At 60.9% G+C, this 18,646-nt stretch carries 18 protein-coding genes; 13 read left to right on the top strand and 5 right to left on the bottom strand.

Annotated features, from left to right (window positions below; genetic code table 11):
* The first annotated feature begins 135 nt into the window (after nucleotides 1–135).
* From BN1128_RS14670 to BN1128_RS14655, 4 genes are all read left to right on the top strand, one after another.
* On the top strand, nucleotides 136–1,074 hold the full coding sequence (locus BN1128_RS14670) for a LysR family transcriptional regulator (RefSeq protein ID WP_082030430.1): 939 nt from the start codon (nucleotides 136–138) through the stop codon (nucleotides 1,072–1,074).
* Nucleotides 1,075–1,244: 170 nt separating this feature from the next.
* On the top strand, nucleotides 1,245–1,433 hold the full coding sequence (locus tag BN1128_RS14665; RefSeq protein WP_042870035.1) for a hypothetical protein: 189 nt from the start codon (nucleotides 1,245–1,247) through the stop codon (nucleotides 1,431–1,433).
* Nucleotides 1,434–1,996: 563 nt separating this feature from the next.
* Nucleotides 1,997–2,851, top strand: a complete 855-nt coding sequence (locus BN1128_RS14660) for a lytic transglycosylase domain-containing protein (RefSeq protein ID WP_042870033.1) — start codon at nucleotides 1,997–1,999, stop codon at nucleotides 2,849–2,851.
* A gap of 109 nt (nucleotides 2,852–2,960) precedes the next feature.
* Nucleotides 2,961–3,797, top strand: coding sequence for a phosphorylase family protein (locus BN1128_RS14655; RefSeq protein WP_042870031.1), 837 nt, complete (start codon nucleotides 2,961–2,963; stop codon nucleotides 3,795–3,797).
* A gap of 129 nt (nucleotides 3,798–3,926) precedes the next feature.
* Here the strand turns inward: BN1128_RS14655 and BN1128_RS14650 are convergent, their stop codons facing one another.
* Both BN1128_RS14650 and BN1128_RS14645 read right to left on the bottom strand, forming a co-directional pair.
* On the bottom strand, nucleotides 3,927–4,433 hold the full coding sequence (locus tag BN1128_RS14650; RefSeq protein ID WP_042870029.1) for a YgjV family protein: 507 nt from the start codon (nucleotides 4,431–4,433) through the stop codon (nucleotides 3,927–3,929).
* 57 nt (nucleotides 4,434–4,490) lie between these two features.
* The gene (locus tag BN1128_RS14645; RefSeq protein WP_042870027.1) at nucleotides 4,491–5,066 is read right to left on the bottom strand and encodes a Crp/Fnr family transcriptional regulator; all 576 of its coding nucleotides are present in this window, start codon (nucleotides 5,064–5,066) and stop codon (nucleotides 4,491–4,493) included.
* Between the two features lie 243 nt (nucleotides 5,067–5,309).
* Here BN1128_RS14645 and ettA point away from each other — a divergent pair, with 243 nt between their 5' ends.
* From ettA to BN1128_RS14630, 3 genes are all read left to right on the top strand, one after another.
* Nucleotides 5,310–6,977: an energy-dependent translational throttle protein EttA gene (gene ettA, locus BN1128_RS14640; RefSeq protein ID WP_017412471.1), complete on the top strand. Its 1,668-nt coding sequence runs from the start codon at nucleotides 5,310–5,312 to the stop codon at nucleotides 6,975–6,977.
* A gap of 93 nt (nucleotides 6,978–7,070) precedes the next feature.
* Nucleotides 7,071–7,406 carry a hypothetical protein gene (locus BN1128_RS14635; RefSeq protein ID WP_042870024.1) on the top strand — a complete coding sequence of 112 codons (336 nt, stop codon included), beginning with the start codon at nucleotides 7,071–7,073 and terminating at the stop codon, nucleotides 7,404–7,406.
* 267 nt (nucleotides 7,407–7,673) lie between these two features.
* A complete protein-coding gene (locus tag BN1128_RS14630) occupies nucleotides 7,674–9,017 on the top strand; it encodes an NCS2 family permease (RefSeq protein WP_042870021.1) in 1,344 nt (447 codons plus the stop codon).
* 68 nt (nucleotides 9,018–9,085) lie between these two features.
* On the opposite strand, the gene djlA is transcribed toward BN1128_RS14630, so the two are convergent.
* From djlA to BN1128_RS14615, 3 genes are read right to left on the bottom strand one after another with little or no spacing between them, the layout of a single operon-like run.
* Complete coding sequence (djlA, locus tag BN1128_RS14625; RefSeq protein ID WP_042870019.1) at nucleotides 9,086–9,922, bottom strand: co-chaperone DjlA; 837 nt, start codon at nucleotides 9,920–9,922, stop codon at nucleotides 9,086–9,088.
* A 19-nt stretch (nucleotides 9,923–9,941) separates the two neighbouring features.
* Complete coding sequence (gene murU / locus BN1128_RS14620; RefSeq protein WP_042870017.1) at nucleotides 9,942–10,610, bottom strand: N-acetylmuramate alpha-1-phosphate uridylyltransferase MurU; 669 nt, start codon at nucleotides 10,608–10,610, stop codon at nucleotides 9,942–9,944.
* Nucleotides 10,607–11,620 carry an aminoglycoside phosphotransferase family protein gene (locus BN1128_RS14615; RefSeq protein ID WP_042870015.1) on the bottom strand — a complete coding sequence of 338 codons (1,014 nt, stop codon included), beginning with the start codon at nucleotides 11,618–11,620 and terminating at the stop codon, nucleotides 10,607–10,609. The genes murU and BN1128_RS14615 overlap by 4 nt, the downstream gene beginning before the upstream one ends.
* Before the next feature lie 174 nt (nucleotides 11,621–11,794).
* Here BN1128_RS14615 and lptD point away from each other — a divergent pair, with 174 nt between their 5' ends.
* The 6 genes from lptD to BN1128_RS14585 are packed head-to-tail and all read left to right on the top strand — an operon-like array spanning nucleotide 11,795 to nucleotide 18,563.
* A complete protein-coding gene (lptD, locus tag BN1128_RS14610; protein WP_042870014.1) occupies nucleotides 11,795–14,227 on the top strand; it encodes an LPS assembly protein LptD in 2,433 nt (810 codons plus the stop codon).
* A 30-nt stretch (nucleotides 14,228–14,257) separates the two neighbouring features.
* Nucleotides 14,258–15,556 (top strand): peptidylprolyl isomerase SurA, encoded by a 1,299-nt coding sequence (gene surA / locus BN1128_RS14605; RefSeq protein WP_042870012.1) that lies wholly within the window; start codon nucleotides 14,258–14,260, stop codon nucleotides 15,554–15,556.
* Nucleotides 15,556–16,551 carry a 4-hydroxythreonine-4-phosphate dehydrogenase PdxA gene (pdxA, locus tag BN1128_RS14600; protein ID WP_042870010.1) on the top strand — a complete coding sequence of 332 codons (996 nt, stop codon included), beginning with the start codon at nucleotides 15,556–15,558 and terminating at the stop codon, nucleotides 16,549–16,551. Before surA ends, pdxA begins: the two co-directional genes overlap by 1 nt.
* Nucleotides 16,541–17,368 (top strand): 16S rRNA (adenine(1518)-N(6)/adenine(1519)-N(6))-dimethyltransferase RsmA, encoded by an 828-nt coding sequence (rsmA, locus tag BN1128_RS14595; RefSeq protein WP_011899041.1) that lies wholly within the window; start codon nucleotides 16,541–16,543, stop codon nucleotides 17,366–17,368. The genes pdxA and rsmA overlap by 11 nt, the downstream gene beginning before the upstream one ends.
* A 4-nt stretch (nucleotides 17,369–17,372) precedes the next feature.
* Nucleotides 17,373–17,735, top strand: coding sequence for a Co2+/Mg2+ efflux protein ApaG (gene apaG, locus BN1128_RS14590; protein WP_042870007.1), 363 nt, complete (start codon nucleotides 17,373–17,375; stop codon nucleotides 17,733–17,735).
* Nucleotides 17,736–17,741: 6 nt separating this feature from the next.
* Nucleotides 17,742–18,563, top strand: coding sequence for a symmetrical bis(5'-nucleosyl)-tetraphosphatase (locus BN1128_RS14585; RefSeq protein ID WP_042870004.1), 822 nt, complete (start codon nucleotides 17,742–17,744; stop codon nucleotides 18,561–18,563).
* The last annotated feature ends 83 nt before the right edge of the window (nucleotides 18,564–18,646 follow it).

The following is an 18,646-nucleotide window of genomic DNA, read 5'->3' as shown; positions in this document are numbered from 1 at the left end:
TGCCGCAGAAAAGCGGTGGCGAGAGTGTGAGCCGGATCGACCAGGCGCAGTGCACCGGCCCCTCTGCCAGCACAGCCCGATGCACAATCTTTGACGGGGATCGCACCAGGCTCCCCATACTGACAGGAGGTCAGCTTGTCTCTCGACAGTCACTGGCGCGATCGCGTCACCCTCAAGATGCTGCGCTACTTCCATGCAGTAGCCTGCCACGGCCACTTCAGTCGGGCCGCCGAGCAGATCAATGTTTCAAAGTCTCCACTCAGCGCCCAGATCAAGGAGCTGGAGAGCGTGCTGGGGCTGGCCCTGTTTGAACGCCACACTCGCCAGGTGAGCCTCACCGCCACCGGCCGTCTGCTGCTGGATGAGTGTGCCCTGCTGTTCGACGTGCTGGAGAGCGGCCTCCACAAGGTGGTGCAGGCGGGGCGCATGGAGCGCAACCAGATCCGCATCGGGCTGGTCAGCTCCATCTTCTGGGCGGGCTTTGGCGAGGTGATCCGCCAGTGTCACAGGATCCATCCCGAGTTCGAGATCTCCTTCACTGAGCTGTCGCCGGAGAAGCAGAAGCAGGCGCTGGCCAGCAAGGAGATAGATCTCGGACTCGCCCGCTTCGCCGACACCTTCAACATCCATCCGCTGCAGGCCGAGAGCATCTATCGCGAACCCATGGTGCTGGTGGTATCGGACGAGCACCCGCTGCGGGATCGCAAGCGGGTCTCCCTCACCGAGCTGGCAGGCGAGCGCTTCGTGTTGATGAGCCGGGCCAACTCGGCCTCTACCGACCTCATCATCAACTCCTGCCTGGTAGAGGGCTTCTACCCCCACCTCAGTCAGGAGGTGGTCGAGCCCAATACCCTGATGGCGGTGGTGGCCACCAGCCAGCAGGTTGCGCTCGCCCCGGCCAGCTACGGCCGCCAGAAGTGGCCCCATGTGCGTTTCATCCGGCTGGAGCAGCAGATCCCGGCCGATCTCTGCGTGCTCTATGCCCCGCACAGTGCCGAGCAGAGCCCATCGCCCGTGATCCGCCACTTCATCGATACCATGAGCGAGCAGATGAATCTGACGCCCGATGAGTGATGAATGAATCAGATCGCAGTGTTTCGCCCGAGGCATCAGGATGAGCGCAGTGACCACCACATATGGACACAGACACACGCAGGCACTGCGCGGTATACTGCCGGGCGTGGCGTCATACGGGAACAACTTCCGGGCCATGCCAGATCACCATGATGAGAAGGAGTCACCTCATGATCCGAACCCTGCTGTTGCTGGGCGCCGCACTCGCTGCCTGTGCATTGCAACAGAGCCATACCCTGCTGCCCCTGATCAGCCTGCTGGCACTGCTCTCGGTCTGGGTGGCGAGTGAAATCGGTCTGATGTACCGCCAGCTGCCCGCCGCCAGGGAAGATGAGCAGACGCATCATCTCGACGTCTAGCTCAGCGCCACTGACAACCTCTGCCCCAACCCGTTACTCGGCCAGTGCCGCCCGGAATATCCATGACCCAGATCCGCCCCCTGTTATCCCTCCTGATACTGCTCACAGGCCTGCATGTCGTCCCAGCCTTGGCCCAATCCCCCTGCCCGGCAGGCACGGACTGCGCAACCCATGCCGGTGCCAATGACCGCAACATGAAGGGGGAGAACGGGACCGATGGAACCAATGGAGCAAATGGAACCGACGGAGCAAATGGAACCGACGGAGCAAATGGAACCGACGGAGCAAATGGAACTGACGGAGCAAATGGGGCCGACGGAGCAAATGGGGCCGATGGGGCCGATGGGGCCGAGCTAGCCACTAGCGTCGTGTCTGCAACTCTCTTTTTCTACCCATAAAGCCTGGATGGCACAGTCACAGCGCCTGCCGTGCCTGCATTTAACACTGGTTCCATACCGTTTTGATCTCTGGAGGAGTGGATCCATAACAACAGGATCCACTGGATTAATGGCGGAACGAGTCATGTTCCCCTATATCTTCTGTACCCCAACAGGAGAGAATCCATGTCGAGCCTCAGCGAAAACAGACTGTTTTTGCTGCTTTTTTTATCGCTGTTGCTGGCCGGTACCATGCAGGCAGCGGCGCAAAGCAGGGATTTCAGACAGGCGCCCAAGGCGCTCAGTGCACTGAAAAAAGGCCAGGAGGCACAGAGTCAGGGCAACCTGACCCAGGCCATCCACTTCTACTGCGCCGCCGCCACGACGGGCAATCCGGAAGGTTACTTCCGCATCGGCCGTCTGCTCGCCACAGGCCCGGGCTCGGTGCGCAACCCCAGGATGGCCAACGCCTACCTCGCCATGGCGATGCGTCTTGGCAACCAGCAGGCAACTCGCTACTACAACGCCCGCATCGGCAATGCCGTCATGGGAGATCAATGTGGCGCCGGGGTCGGCGGGGGTGGCGGCTACTTTGCCGAGATCCCCAATACCCCCTTCAACCTGGATGCCTATCTGGCCCGCCAGTCCCCGGCCAAGCAGAAGCTGGTCATCATGCTGCGCAGTGCCGCCAAGCGTCACCGCATCGATGAGCGCCTGGTGCTGGCCATCGCCATCGCCGAATCCAATCTCAACAGCCGCGCCGTCTCCCCCAAGAACGCCCAGGGGCTGATGCAGCTCATACCTGATACCCAGCAGCGCTTCGGTGTCACCCGCCCCTTCGACCCCGAGCAAAACATCAAGGGCGGGGTGGCCTACCTCAAGTGGCTGCACACCCACTTCGATGGCAACTGGACCCTGATGTCTGCGGCCTACAACGCTGGCGAGAAATCGGTGGAGCAATACGGGGGCATACCCCCTTATCAGGAGACCCAGCAATATGTGCGGCGGGTCCTCTACTATGCGGGCCACAAGCAACCCTGAGATATGCCGCCAGCAGCGGCATTTATTGACAATATTCACACCTGCATTTGCGCAACCGTTTTCCTTTCGGTAGGATCCTGCGCTTCCTCGCAAGACCAACAGGTAACCCATGAATTTCATCAAACGCTGCTCGCGTCTGCTCACACTGTTTGCCCTCTTCTCCTCTGCCGTCACCGCGGCCAGCCCGGCCCCCGCCCCCATCCTGATCCAGGGGGCCATGGATGTCGAAGTGGAGACCCTGGTGGCCGCCCTGAAAGACAAGAAGGAGCTCACCGTGGGGGCCTGGACATACTGGCAGGGCACTATCTCTGGCTATCCTGTGGTCATCTCCCGCACCGAGGTGGGTCTGGCCAATGCGGCGGCAGCCACCACGCTCGGCATAGAGCGTTTTCAACCACGCCTCATCATCAACCAGGGCACGGCGGGCGGCCATGATCCGGCACTGCATCGGGGCGATATCATCATCGGCAGCAAGAGCTTCAACATGGGCGCCTATCGCAGCGATCTGGCCCCAGCCGAACAGGGGGTCGACCCAAGCAAATGGCACAACTTCGATGTGACCATGCGTCTGCGTGACAACGGCAAGCTGGTGGAGCACACCTCGTTCGCTGGTGACCCCGAGCTGGTTGGCCGTGCCCTTGGCATGGCAGATCGCTATCAGCACGGCCGAGTGGTGGCAGGCATCATAGGCACTGCCGACGAGTGGAACCGGCAAGTGGCCCGCATCAACTGGCTGCACCAGACCTATAACACGGCAGCAGAAGAGATGGAGACCTCCTCCGCCGCTCTGGTGGCCGAGGCCTACAAGGTGCCCTTTGTCGGGATCCGGGTGCTCTCCAACACGGATCTCCATGGCGAGGAGTTCGATCCCCAAACAGCCATCCACTGCCAGCAGTTCGTCATCGACTACGCCAAGGCGCTGATCAACGGCTTCAACAAAGCCTGATACACCAAAGAGGCCGCCACAATGGCGGCCTCTTTGCCTTGCAAGCCCGCGCCAACCGCAATACCCCGTCCCTTCATCAGGTTCCTGATCGGGCCAGCCAGCAAAACGGCAATGCGGACCCGCATGTAGCTAGCCAGCACACGCCTTGCGCCCGTAGTGGCGGTAGTACCCCACCAGATTGCTGACCAGAAACAGCCCCTCCATCAGTGCCGCCACCGGTGAGCCCACCAACAGGTTGTTGGCCAGCCAGCAGAGGGTACCGAGCAGCATCCAGCGCCGCAGCAGGCGATCGTCCTGGCAGAAAGCCGCCCGGGTTTGCAGCAGACTGCCCAGCAGGCCGAGCAGCGCCAGCGGCCCCTGATAGGTCGCCAGCACGGCCGCACAGGCCAACCCCATGAAAAACCACATCAAGATGCTGCGCACCAGCCAGATGCTAACCAGAAAACGCACGCTGGCCAGCAACAACAGGCTGGCAGCCGACCATTGCCCTAGCAGGGCAAAGTGACCGGCATTGAGCGCGCAGGAGAGGGCCAGACAGGCCAGGATCCTGCGGCGATCCCGCAACTGAAACGACAGCAGATCGAGCAGCAAGGCCAGGCTCACCACCAGTTGCGACCACAGAAACAGCGACATAATTCACCCCTCGTCCATCATTTGGATGGCGCAGCATGAAAGGATGGCTGGAGGGCGGCATTAACCCGCGTTAATGCGGCGGCGGATCCGTGACAGGGTGACCGGGCTGATGCCGATGTAGTTGGCGAGCTGTACCTGAGTGAGCCGCGCTGGCCAGTGGGGGAAAGTGTGGCAAAGCTCCCGATAACGCTCCTCGGGGGAGTGCAGCAGCAAAAACGCCTCCTTGTGCTCCTTGTAACCGAGCTGCTGGCGCAGCAGGGCCATGCAGACCGGCTGAAAGCCCGGCTCATCCAGCAGAGCGAGCGGCACCCGCACCACCTGCAGTTCCGTCAGCGCCTCCAGCTGGTAGCGGGCAGGCGACCCCGTGAGCCAGCTGTCATAGAGCAGGCAGAGCTCCCCTTCGAAGTAGAACTCCTTGCAACGCTCCTGCCCGTCCCGGGTGTAGTGACAGGCGCGGGCTATGCCCTGTTCGACATAAAACGCCGCTTCCTGCCGTGCCCCTTGCGCCCGCAAAACTTGACCGGAACTCAGGGTCAGCCGTGGCAAGCGCTGGCAAAGGGATTCACTCATCACAGCGTCCAATCCCATTACGTTGAGAAAGACGGCCAGTGACGGTGCCTGAGGGGATGGGATCATGACAACTCCGGGACAAAACAGGAGCCCACATCATGCCCAAATTGCACGACTGATGCAGCAAGACGTGACCGCGGCGGCAAAGGGGGGCGCCAACCGGGCGCCACCTTTGCCCACCCCTGTCCATTGGTTTACAATCGACGGGTTTTTTGGAACCGGGTTGACGGCGTGTCGACCTGGCCCCACCACGACATCAGTCTGTTAGTGCCAAGACATTAACCTGCTGAAAAGGAAGAGAATTAGCCAATGGCTCAATTTATTTACACCATGAACCGGGTCGGCAAGGTAGTGCCGCCCAAGCGTCATATCCTCAAGAACATCTCCTTGAGCTTCTTCCCGGGCGCCAAGATAGGCGTACTGGGTCTGAACGGTGCCGGTAAGTCCACCCTGCTGCGCATCATGGCCGGCATAGATACCGAGATCGAAGGGGAAGCCCGTCCACAGCCCGGCATCAAGATCGGCTACCTGCCCCAGGAGCCGAAGCTGGATCCGGAGCAGACAGTCCGCGAAGCGGTGGAAGAGGCGGTCGGCGACGTCAAACGCGCCATGGCCCGTCTCGACGAGGTCTATGCGGCCTACGCCGATCCCGATGCAGATTTTGACAAGCTGGCCCGCGAACAGGGCGAGCTGGAAGCCATCATCCAGGCCCAGGGTGGCCACAACATGGAAAACCAGCTGGAGCGCGCGGCCGATGCCCTGCGTCTGCCGGCCTGGGACGCCAAAATCCAGCACCTCTCCGGTGGTGAGCGCCGCCGCGTAGCGCTGTGCCGCCTGCTGCTGGAAAAGCCGGACATGCTGCTGCTGGACGAACCGACCAACCACCTGGATGCGGAATCCGTGGCCTGGCTGGAACGCTTCCTGCACGACTATGAAGGCACAGTCGTGGCCATCACCCACGACCGCTACTTCCTCGACAACGTGGCAGGCTGGATCCTGGAGCTGGACCGCGGCGAAGGTATCCCGTGGGAAGGCAACTACTCCTCCTGGCTGGAGCAGAAAGATGCCCGTCTGGCCCAAGAGGCCAGCTCCGAAGCGGCTCGTCGCAAGTCCATCGAGAAAGAGCTGGAGTGGGTTCGTCAGAACCCGAAAGGTCGTCAGGCCAAGTCCAAGGCCCGTATGGCTCGCTTCGAAGAGCTCAACACCAACGACTACCAGAAGCGCAACGAGACCAACGAGCTGTTCATTCCGCCCGGACCCCGCCTCGGCGACAAGGTGCTGGAAGTGGCCAACCTGCGCAAATCCTACGGTGATCGGGTGCTGATCGACGACCTTTCCTTCGCCATTCCGAAGGGGGCCATCGTCGGCATCATAGGTCCGAACGGTGCCGGTAAGTCCACCCTGTTCCGCATGATGTCGGGTCAGGAGCAGCCGGATTCCGGCACCATCACCCTGGGTGAAACCGTGGTGCTGGCCTCGGTGGATCAGTTCCGCGACAGCATGGATGACAAGAAGACGGTATTCGAAGAGGTCGCCGACGGTCAGGATATCCTGCGTATCGGCAACTACGAGTTCCCGAGCCGCGCCTATATCGGCCGCTTCAACTTCAAGGGCGCCGATCAGCAGAAGCGGGTCGGCGAGCTGTCCGGTGGTGAGCGTGGCCGTCTGCATCTGGCCAAGCTGCTGCAGACCGGCGGCAACGTGCTGCTGCTGGATGAACCTACCAACGACCTGGACATCGAAACCCTGCGCGCCCTCGAGAACGCCCTGCTGGAGTTCCCGGGTTGTGCCATGGTCATCTCCCACGATCGCTGGTTCCTCGACCGTATCGCCACTCACATCCTGGACTACCAGGACGAGGGCAATATTGCCTTCTTCGAAGGCAACTTTACCGAATACGAAGAGTGGAAGAAGAAGACCTACGGTGCCGAGGCAATTCAGCCTCACCGCGCCAAGTACAAGCGCATCACCAAATAAGGGTGACAGCGTCACAAGGGGAGCTCAGGCTCCCCTTTCTATTGCCTTTTGGCTTACAATCCAAGACGGATGCCTTTGCATGGATGTAGCAAGATGACGACCCAGCCCCCCACAGAGAAGAAACTCACCATCCAGATCCGGGTCGAACCCGGTTGCCTCGGGCCGGATGGCAAGGAGCATATCGAGACCTTCTGTGTCGCCGCCGCCAAGATTTTCTCTGTCATCGATCCTGACCTGGTGAGCTGGGTGCTGCTCCCGCGCTACGACAAGCAGTTGCCGGAGCAGGAGTTCTTCATCGAGGGGCGCAAGTTGACCGAGGAGCAGGCCAGTCTGTTCCTGCGTCGTGTCGGACGAGAGCTGGGAGAGGTGCAGGATAGACTCGACTCCGTGCTGGCCCAGCTGGTGGAGCGTTACTTCAAGACCCTCTGACGCGACCTCTGTCAGCCAAAAAAGGTTCTCTATCGAGGACCTTTTTTGTTGCTCAAAAAGCAAACGTTTGAATTTTTGCTCTATTCATTGATCCGCTTCGCAGATCCAGGGTTTGTAAACGCCGCCGCCTGTGTAAAAATGTGCGCGCTGTCACGGTATCAGGACGAGTCTGGTTACTTAACCGCCAGAAACAGGGCTATGTACCCCACAGGAATGGGATGGCCCTTTCCCCTGCTGCTTATTTCACGTCACCTATTGGAATCCAACATGAACCAACAACACCAAGCTGCCAATCAGGCCGCCGGGCAAGGATTGCTTGAGCGCCTGTTTGCCCTGCAAGGCCATGGCACTACCGCCCGCACCGAGGTCATCGCCGGCATAACCACCTTCCTGACCATGGTCTACATAGTGTTCGTCAACCCGCAGATCCTCTCTGCGGCGGGCATGGACACCCAGGCTGTGTTTGTCACTACCTGCCTCATCGCCGGTATCGGCAGCATCCTGATGGGCCTGTTGGCCAATCTGCCCATCGCCCTGGCCCCCGCCATGGGACTGAACGCCTTCTTCGCCTTCGTGGTGGTGGCCGGCATGGGCTACTCCTGGCAAGTCGGCATGGGCACCATCTTCTGGGGTGCCTTAGGATTGCTGATCCTCACCCTGCTGCGGGTACGTTACTGGCTGATCGCCAATATCCCGCTCACCCTGCGGGTCGGCATCACCGCCGGTATCGGTCTGCTCATCGCCCTGCTCGGCCTGCACAATGCAGGTATCGTAGTGGCGAGCCCGGCGACCATGGTGACGGTGGGCGATCTCACCTCCCTGCCCTGCCTGCTGGGGCTGCTCGGTTTCTTCCTGATCTGCATCTTCTCAGCCCGCGGCGTTCACTCCGCCGTGCTGATCGCCATAGTGGTGACCACCACCCTGGGCTGGCTGTTTGGTGATGTGACCTTCAAGGGCTTCGTCTCAATGCCGCCCAGCATAGCGCCGGTGTTCGGCCAGCTGGATTTGATGGGGTCGCTCGACATCAGTCTGGCGGGGATCATCTTCTCCTTCATGCTGGTCAACCTGTTCGACTCGTCAGGCACCCTGATCGGCGTCACCAACCGCGCCAAGCTGGCGGACGACAAGGGCCACTTCCCGCGCATGAAGCAGGCACTGCTGGTTGATAGCGTGAGCTCGGTCGGCGGCGCCTTCATGGGCACCTCCTCGGTCACCGCCTTTATCGAAAGCAGCTCAGGCGTCGCCGTCGGCGGGCGCACCGGTCTGACCGCCATCATCGCGGGCATCCTGTTCCTGCTGGCCATCTTCTTCTCCCCCGTCGCCGCCATGGTGCCTGCCTATGCCGCCGCCGGTGCCCTCATCTATGTCGGCGTGCTGATGTGCTCCGAGCTGACCCGCGTGAAGTGGGAAGACCTGACCGAAGCGGTGCCCGCCTTCATGACAGCTGTCATGATGCCGTTCAGTTTCTCCATCACCGAGGGGATCGCCGTGGGCTTCATCTCCTACTGCGTGATGAAGGCAGGCACAGGCCGCTGGCGCGAGATCAACCCCTGCGTACTGGTGGTCGCCCTGCTGTTCGTGCTCAAGTTCGTCTGGGTCGACAGCCACTGAGCCTGACTTTCGCACACAAAAATGCCCGTCATCGACGGGCATTTTTTATGGCTGGCAGATAACGGCACTCAGCGAATACCGCGTGCCTCGCGGATCCACTCCCAGGCCTGCTGTATCTCCTGGGTCTTCTCCTTCGCCATCTCCATCATCTCGGGCGGCAGCCCCTTGGCGGCCAGCTTGTCCGGGTGATGCTTGCTCATCTCCTTGCGGTAGGCACGCTTGATGTCCTGATCGCTGTCGCTCTCGCTCACTCCGAGCAGCTGATAGGCATCCTTGAGGCGATCCGCTGACGGCGCCTCCTGCCGGTACTGCTGCCCGCCGTGCTCACCGCCCTGATACTGGCCGCCGTGCGCCCGGTTGAAGAAGTTCATCTGCGCTTCGGCCATGGCCAGGATGCGGGCCAGCTCGATGCGGCTGAAACCCAGCTCATCGGCGATGGTGTGCAGGATGGCGCGCTCGTTGGCCTCGACCTTGCCATCGGCAAAGGCGGCCTGCAGCTGCACCTCCAGGAAGAAGCGCAGTATGTCGCGCTGCCCCAGGCTGGCACGGCGGAATTCGGCCAGGGTTTCCTGCAGCGGGAACCCAGCCTCCTTGCCCAGCCGGAACGACTCCTGGGCGCGGGCCCGCTGATCGCCCACCAGCCGCATCCGATCCATCAGGTTGGACGCAACCCGGATCTCCTGCTCAGTAACCTGGCCGCTCGCCTTGGCGATATGCCCCATGACGGCGAAGGTGGCGTGGAAGAAAACCGCCTGCTGTTGCTGGCTGGGGCCTCGCTGGAACGCCCCCCGAATACCCATGCCCCGATCGAAACGATGGCCGATCCAGAGGCCAAGCAGGGCACCAAAGATGTTGCCGAGCAGAAAACCGAAGAAGGCGCCAAGCACCTTACCCCAAATACGCATGGTTCAAGACCTCGTGATGTTAATGAGAGTGCCCCAGCAGCTGGTCATCCAGCTCGCGCAGCCGCGAGACAGTGCCTATGTCCCGCCATTCGCCGGCCAGCATGGTGCCACCGACCCGACCTTGCGCCATCCAGTCACGCAGCAGGGGCGCCAGCTTGCGCGCACCCGGCGCCAAGTCGGCAAAGGCGGCGGGATCATAGAGCCCGACACCGCTGAAGGTGAAGGCCGGCGCATCCTGTACCCGACCCGCGTTAAGAGAGAAATCCCCGCCTGGATGCTGGGGCGGATTGGGCACCAGCCAGAGGTGGGCCAGATCTTCCCCCAGTGGCTGGGTCACCAGGGTGCGATAGTCCAGACCGAGCCAGGTATCGCCGTTGATCACCAGAAACGGCGCCGGACCGAGCAGGGGCAACGCCTGTACTATGCCCCCGGCGGTTTCCAGCGCACTCTCCTCGGCCGACCAGTGGATACTCACCCCGAATTGACTGCCATCACCAAGCGCCTCGACCAGCTTGTGGCCGAGCCAGGCGTGGTTGATGACCAGTTCAGTCACACCGGCCGCCGCGAGCTTTTCGATATGGTGCACTATGAGCGGCTTGCCTCCCACCGCCAGCAGCGGCTTGGGCAGGCTGTCGGTGAGCGGGCGCATGCGCTCGCCACGGCCGGCGGCCAGGATCATCGCCTTCATGGTGTCACCTGCGCGGTGCGGTTCATCCCGGGCAGCACCACCTGCTCCAGCCACAGGCCGAAACGGGCCAGCACAGGATAGGTGGCGCCATGCTGGTGGCACGTGTCCACCACATAGCCCAGGGTGCGAGGAATGTCCTTGAGGTAACCGGATTTGCCGTCGCGATGGTAGAGGCGAGTGAAGATGCCTGCCGCCTTCAGGTGGCGCTGCATGCCGGTCAGGTCGGCATGACGACGGAAACTGGCATAGTCGAGCCCGCCAAGCAGCCCCGCCTGCTGCAGGGTATCGAAGCCCTGCCGCATGCCCTGCTCGATCACCGCATCCGGCCAGCGCACGTAACAATCCTTGAGCAGGGAGACCAGGTCATAGCTAAGCGGCCCGATGACCATGTCTTGGAAGTCGATGATGGCAAGCCGGCTGCCATCAGGCGTGTCACCACCACACACCATCAGGTTGCGGCTGTGAAAATCCCGGTGCATCACCCCCTGCGGCTGAGCCAGATTGTTGGCGGTGAGGCAGGCGAAGGTGTCATCCAGCAGCCGTTGCTCGGCTTCGCTGAGCTGCAATTGCAGGTGATGACCTAGCAACCACTCGGGGAATATGCTGTTTTCACGGGCCATGAAGGCTGCGTCGAAGGGCTCCAGCACCAGATCCACTGCCCCCAGCGGGGGCAGCAGCGCTATGGCCTTGCCATACCAAGCCTGCACGTTGTGCGCGTCCAGACAGCCGATAAGCTGGGTATCCCCCAGATCTGTCACCGCCAGCAGGCCCTGCTCATAATCCACAGCCCTGACCTCGGGCGCCAGCAGCCCCATGGCATGCAGGGCGGCAGCATTACGGACAAACTCATGATTTTTTTCAGTTTTTGGATTGGCATCCACCCACACCAAACCCCCACCACGGTGGTAGCGGCGAAAACTGGCGTCACCGGAAATCAAGGTCAACTGAAGGTTGGCATCACCGGAGATCCGGCGCGCCCATTGCAATAGCAGGGAATCGCGATCGTACATAAGTCAGGGACCAAATTGGAAAGCAGCACTTGGCTGTTAGCCCTGGCCGCAATAATGCTTTATCATTGCCGGCTAACATAAAGCAATGACATGCAATGTCAACTCGATGAATCCTGTCGTAAAATGCATGTCTTGAATCAGCCGTAGCTACCACGGATTGCGCGAGTCTTTCACATGACAAAATGGACACTGGGGTACGCTTATCCTATCGCCCTGACCATCAGCCTTGTTCCAGCCCTGACACCGGCCATAGTGCAGGCGGCACCACTGACGCCGCCGCCCGCCACCGGGATCCTGGACGGGCTCTGCTATGACTATGTTCCCAAGATAGAGCGGCTGGCCCCGGACAAGGATGCCAACGCCCAACCCGTCGAGGTGGATGCGGATCGGCTCGAGGCCAAACAAGGCGGCACCGCCGTCTATCAGGGCGACGTCAAGGTTCGCCAGGGAGTACGCAAATTTGACTCAGATTATGCCGAGCTCGATCAGAAGAGCCGGGATGTCATCGCCATCGGCAACATCTATTACAACGATGGCCAGATCACTGTCACCAGTGACAAGACCCTGAAATCCAATCTGGATACCAAGAACTCCGAGCTGGAAGAGGGCAAGTATCAGGTGCACGGTTCGCCGGTGCGCGGCTCCGCCGACCGGGTCACCATGACCAACAACAACCAGAACATCACTCTGGAAGGGGCCCAGTACACCACCTGCCCACCAGGCCAGGAAGTGTGGACTCTCAAAGCGGGCAGCATAGACATAGACCAGACAGAAGTGTTCGGGGAAGCCTGGAACGCCAGCCTCTGGCTATATGACTATCCGGTCTTCTACTTCCCCTATATCAACTTCCCCATCAAGGATGAGCGCAAGACGGGTCTGCTCTATCCAGGTTATACCCAGAGCTCCAAGAACGGCATGGACATCACCCAGCCGTTCTACTGGAACATAGCCCCCAACTACGACGCCACCATCACCTCCCGCTTCATGGATAGACGGGGCCTGATGGAGCAGGTCGAGTTCCGCTACATGCCGGATCCGGCCCATGTCGGCAGCCTCTATTTCGAGAACCTGGCCAACGACAAGCAGTACGACGAGACCCCGAGTCTCAACGATTACCTCTCCGATGGTCACCGCTACCTGTTGAACGCCCGCCATACCTCCATGTTCATGGACAATTCGATGCGGGTGTCAGTGGACTACACCAAGGTGCGGGATCAGGATTACAACTACTTCAACGACTTCTCTCCCAAGGTGGGCACCCAGGTCGACAACCAGTTGCAGCAGTCCCTGATGGCCGGTTACTTCCAGCCCAACTGGAACATCAACACCGAGGTGCGGACCTACCAGATCCTGCTGGCCAGCGCCCAGCAGCCCCACGAGCTGATGCCGCGCATCGACCACAACTACTACCAGCAGGGCAGCTGGTACGATCTGGCCTGGAACACCGAGATCACCAAGTTCGGTTACAACAATGCCCAGGCCATAGAGCAGAACAAGGGCAGTGCCTACACGGGTACCCGGGTCTATACGGCCCCAACCCTGACCATGCCGCTGATCGACGAGGCGGGCTACTACCTCGACAGCCAGTACAAGCTGATGTACACCCGTTACGATCAGGAAGTGCCGGATAACATGAGCTCCACCTTCGTCAATCGCTTCACCCCAGCGGGTGCGAACGGCGTCACCCTGGACGAAGGCATCATCACCCGCACCCTGCCCTCCTTCCGCCTCAAGGGTGGTATGACCTTCGAACGCAACCAGAACTGGTTCGGCGGCGATGCCAACCAGACCCTGGAGCCCGAGTTCCAGTACCTCTATGTGCCCTACAAGGATCAGGACAACATAGGCGTCTATGACTCCACCAACATGCGCCAGGACTATTACAGCCTGTTCAGCGATCGCCGTTATGCCGGCCTGGACCGCATCAGCGACTCAAATCGCGTCTCGCTCGGTGTCACCAGCCGAGTATATGATGAGGTTGGCGACGAACGAATTCGATTGGCCGTTGCCCAAGCTTTCGACTTTGTTGCGCCTAGGGTCAAGCTCTATTCCAGCGATTCCCTGACCACCAACACTCGCTCACCGCTGTCGTTTGAGGGGGATGCCAAGATCAACGAGCAGTGGTTTGCCCATGCCGGCGCGCAATATGATGTGGACCAGAGCCGCTTCAGCTCGGCCAACAGCGCCGTTGAGTATCGCCACGAGAAGCTGATCAGCCAGCTGAACCATCGTTTCGTGCGCGATGCCAACCTTGTGCCGAACACGAATAACGAGGTCACCGATCTCAACCAGATCGGGATGCTGTTAACCACCCCGCTCAATGATCAGTGGCACCTGTACGGGGGTTACTATCAGGAGCTCAATCAGAGCGTGAAGTCTGATCGCAAGGTAGGCCTGAAGTACGACTCTTGCTGCTGGAGCATCAACTTCAACCTGGAGTGGGTCAATACGCCCAACAACGTGAACAATACATCCACAGCCGAGCGCAGTTTCGGTATTCAGTTTGAAATGAAAGGATTGGGTAGCGTGGGTACCGGCTCCAAGGGCACCTCCCTGGATACTGAAGCACTGCCTTACATTCGTCCGTTTAACCTGCGAGACCAGTAACCGGTCTGGCAAACGCCTTGAGAGATGGATATGAAGAAGACGTTGATTTCCCTGCTGACTGCAGGCCTGTTCGGAGCCATGAGCCAGGGTGCCTTCGCCGCCCCCGAGCTGATGGACAAGGTGCTTGCCGTGGTCAACAAGGACGTGGTGCTGGCCAGCCAGCAGGAAGCCCTGGTACAGAAAGTCAAAAGCTCGGCCCAGGAGAGCGGTCAATCCCTGCCTGACGATGCCACCCTGCGCAAACAGGCACTGGATCGCCTGATCCAGGAGAGCCTGCAGCTGCAACTGGCGGATCGTCAGGGCCTCAAGATCAGCGATACCCAGCTGGAGCAGGCCATCCAGAGCATAGCTGCCGACAACAAGATGACGGTGGAGCAACTGCGTGCCCAGCTGGCCCGCGAAGGGCTGACCTATGCCCAGTACCGGGAAGAGGTGCGCCGCGAGATACTGATGAACGAAGTGCGCCGCAACCAGGTGCGCCGCCGCATCAACATCTCGGAGCAGGAGGTCAAGCAGGTGGTAGACATACTCGCCAAGCAGGGCCAGCAGCAACAGCAGTACCATGTCGGTCATATCCAGATTGCCCTGCCGGACAACCCGAACGCCGAGCAGCTCAACACCGCCAAGAGCAAGATTGAGCGCATCCTGGCCGCCCTCAAGCAGGGGGCCGACTTCCGCAAGCTGGCCATTGCCGAGAGCAATGGCCCCAAGGCGCTGGAAGGGGGCGACTGGGGCTGGATGAGCCCGCAAGAGATGCCGACCCTGATGGCCGAAGCGGTACAGGGTGCCAAGAAAGGTGACATAGTGGGTCCGCTGCGCTCAGGCGCCGGTCTGCACATCATCAAGGTGTTCGATGCCAAGGGCCAGCAGCAGGTCGTGCAGACCGAAGTGCGCGCCCGCCACATCCTGATCAAGCCCTCCATCATCCTGAGTGAAGAGAAGGCCAAGGGCATGCTGGACGGCATACTGCACGACATCAAGAGCGGCAAGGCCAGCTTCGCCAGTCTGGCGGAGAAATACTCCGAAGATCCGGGCTCTGCGGTGCAGGGCGGCGAGCTGGGCTGGTCTGATCCCAACGTCTACGTGCCGGAATTCCGCGACATGGTCAACCGCCTCAAGCCGGGTGAGCTGAGCGCCCCCTTCCGTACTACCCACGGCTGGCACATAGTGCAGCTGGAAGAGCGTCGCAGCCAGGATGCCACCAACAAGGCCCAGGAGCAGCGTGCCTATCAGCTGATCTTCAACCGCCGCTTCACCGAAGAGTCCCAGGCCTGGCTGGACGAGCTGCGTGACGAGGCCTACATCCAGATCGAAGGCGCCGGCAGCTGATGAGCTGTCGTCGTCTCGCCATTACCCCGGGTGAACCGGCCGGGATAGGTCCGGATCTGGTGCTGCAGATAGCCCAGCAGGATTGGCCCCACCAGCTGGTGGTGATCGCCGATCCTGCCCTGATGCTCGAACGGGCCGCCCTGCTGGGGCTGCCCATCGAGCTGCAATCCTATGACGCCGAGGCCCCTGCCCAGCCGCAGCGGGCGGGCACCCTGACCCTTTGTCCTGTGACCCTGGGCGCTCCCGTGGTGCCGGGTGAACTCGATGAAGGCAATGGTGCCTATGTGCTGGCGACCCTGCAGCGCGCCTGCGACGGCAACCTCAGCGGCGAATTTGCTGCCGTGGTGACCGGCCCGGTGCACAAGGGGATCATCAACCAGGCGGGTGTATCGTTCAGCGGTCACACCGAGTTCTTCGCCCAGCAGTCGGGCACCGCCGATGTGGTGATGCTGCTGGCGACGGAAGGCTTGCGGGTGGCGCTGGCAACCACTCACATCCCGCTGGCCTATGTGGCGATGGCGATCACAGAGGATCGCCTCGGCAAGGTGATCCGCATTCTGGATGCGGATCTCAAAACCAAGTTTGGCATCGCCAAGCCCCGGATTTACGTCTGCGGCCTCAATCCCCATGCCGGGGAAGGGGGCCATCTCGGCCGTGAAGAGATTGACGTGATCGAACCCGCCTTGGCTGGCTTGCGCCAGGAGGGGATCGATCTGGTCGGCCCGCTGCCGGCCGATACCCTGTTCCAGGACAAATACCTCAAGGATGCGGATGCGGTACTCGCCATGTACCACGACCAGGGGCTGCCCGTGCTCAAATACAAGGGGTTCGGCAGTTCGGTCAATATCACCCTTGGACTTCCTTTCATCCGCACTTCGGTGGATCACGGCACTGCGCTGGATCTGGCAGGCAAGAGCCTAGCGGACCCGGGCAGTCTGATCACCGCGATTAACCACGCCATCAAGATGGTAGAGAAAAAAAGATATGAGCAGTAAGGTGCAGAGCAACAAGGTGCACATGGGTCATACGGCCCGTAAGCGTTTCGGTCAGAACTTCTTGCATGACCGCTATGTGATCGATCAGATAGTGGCCGCCATCAATCCGCAGCCGGGTCAGAATCTGGTGGAGATAGGCCCGGGCCTCGCCGCCCTGACCGAACCGGTCGCCTCCCAGATGGACAAGATGACTGTGGTCGAGCTGGACCGGGACTTGGCCGCGCGCCTGCGCGAGCACCCGACCCTCAAGGACAAGCTGACCGTGATCGAGGCCGATGCCATGCGCTTCGACTTCGGCACTCTGATGGGGGAAGGCAAGGGGCCGCTGCGCATCTTCGGCAACCTGCCATACAACATCTCCACCCCGCTCATCTTCCACCTGTGCGATTTCGCCGACCGGGTAGAAGACATGCACTTCATGCTGCAAAAGGAAGTGGTCCTGCGGATGTCCGCCGGCCCGGGCAGCAAGGCCTATGGCCGCCTGAGCGTCATGGTGCAGTACTACTGCCAGGTGATCCCGGTGCTGGAAGTGGGCCCTGGCGCCTTCAAGCCAGCGCCGAAAGTGGATTCTGCCGTGGTCCGTCTGGTGCCGCACAAGAACCCGACAATCGTCGCCAAAGACATCCGCTGCCTGAGCCGCGTCTGTACCGAAGGCTTTGGCCAGCGCCGCAAGACTATCCGCAACAGCTTCGCCAACTTCATCACAGACGCCCAGCTGACCGAGCTTGGCATCGATGGCAATCTGCGCCCGGAGAATCTCTCCCTGGAGCAGTTCGTCATGATCGCCAACTGGCTGGCGGATCAGCAACAGGCCTGATCCCGTGGCACACCCGCACATAGTGATCCGCCCATACCCCCGTTATGTGGCGGATACCCAAGACCCTTACCAGTTCCACTATCTGATCGAAATTGAGAATCTGGGGCCCGGCCCGGCGCAGCTGCTGCACCGGCGCTGGCTCATCACGGATGCCAATGGCAAGATGCTGGAAGTCGAGGGCCCCGGCGTCGTCGGGGAGCAGCCCCTGATTTTGGAAGGGGAGACCTTTCGCTATCAGAGCGGCGTGCCACTCGCCACCCCGCTGGGGGTGATGGAAGGGAGCTACACCCTGCAAGATGAGTCAGGGCAGCCGTTCGAGGCGCCCATAGCGCCTTTTACCCTGGCCGTCCCAAACATTATTAATTGAGGTTTCATGGCGAACTGTTTTGTTGGCGATATCCAGGGCTGTTATGACGACTTGCGTCGTCTGCTGGATCTCGCAAAGTTCGATCCAGCCAAGGACATGCTCTGGCTCTGCGGCGACCTGGTCGCCCGCGGTCCGGACTCCCTGAAGACACTGCGCTACGTCAAGTCGCTGGGCCAACGGGCCGTCACAGTGCTCGGCAACCACGACCTTCACCTGCTGGCGGTCGCCGATGGCGTTGCGCCGCTCAAGAAGAAAGACAAGCTGCAAGCCCTGATGGAAGCGCCGGATCGGGACGAGCTGCTGACGTGGTTGCGCCATCGCCCCCTGCTGGCGGAGCACCCGGATCTGTCCATCATGATGGTGCATGCCGGTATCTCCCCCGCTTGGGACGCCCGAACGGCACGCAACTGTGCCCGCGAAGTAGAGAGTCTGCTGCGCGGCGATCAGTACAGCTGGTTGTTGCACAACATGTATGGCGATCTGCCCGATGGCTGGAGTGAAGATCTGGCCGGTATCGAGCGTTACCGCTACATCATCAACACCTTCACCCGGATGCGCTTCTGCTATTTCGATGGCCGACTCGAGTTCAAGTGCAAGAAAGGCCCCACAGAGTCTACACCCGGCCTGCGCCCTTGGTTCGAGCAGCGCGAGCACCATATGGATGATCCCATACTGGTGTTCGGCCACTGGGCAGCCCTGATGGGCAACACAGGCAGGAACGACATCAAGGCGCTCGACACCGGCTGTGTGTGGGGTAACAGCCTCACCTTGTGGCGTTATGAAGACGATGCCCTGATAGCGACGCCCTGCCCCACTCACGCCAAGTGATGGTTAAGGGCTGCGCCTGAACGACGAGAGCCTCACTCTGTGGTGTTACGAAGACGATGCCCTGATAGCGACGCCCTGCCCCA

The sequence above is a fragment of the Aeromonas piscicola genome (genome assembly GCF_000820005.1).
GTDB classification, from domain to species: domain Bacteria; phylum Pseudomonadota; class Gammaproteobacteria; order Enterobacterales; family Aeromonadaceae; genus Aeromonas; species Aeromonas piscicola.
Note: the sequence above shows the minus strand (reverse complement) of the source record. Positions and strands in the feature narration are given on the sequence as shown.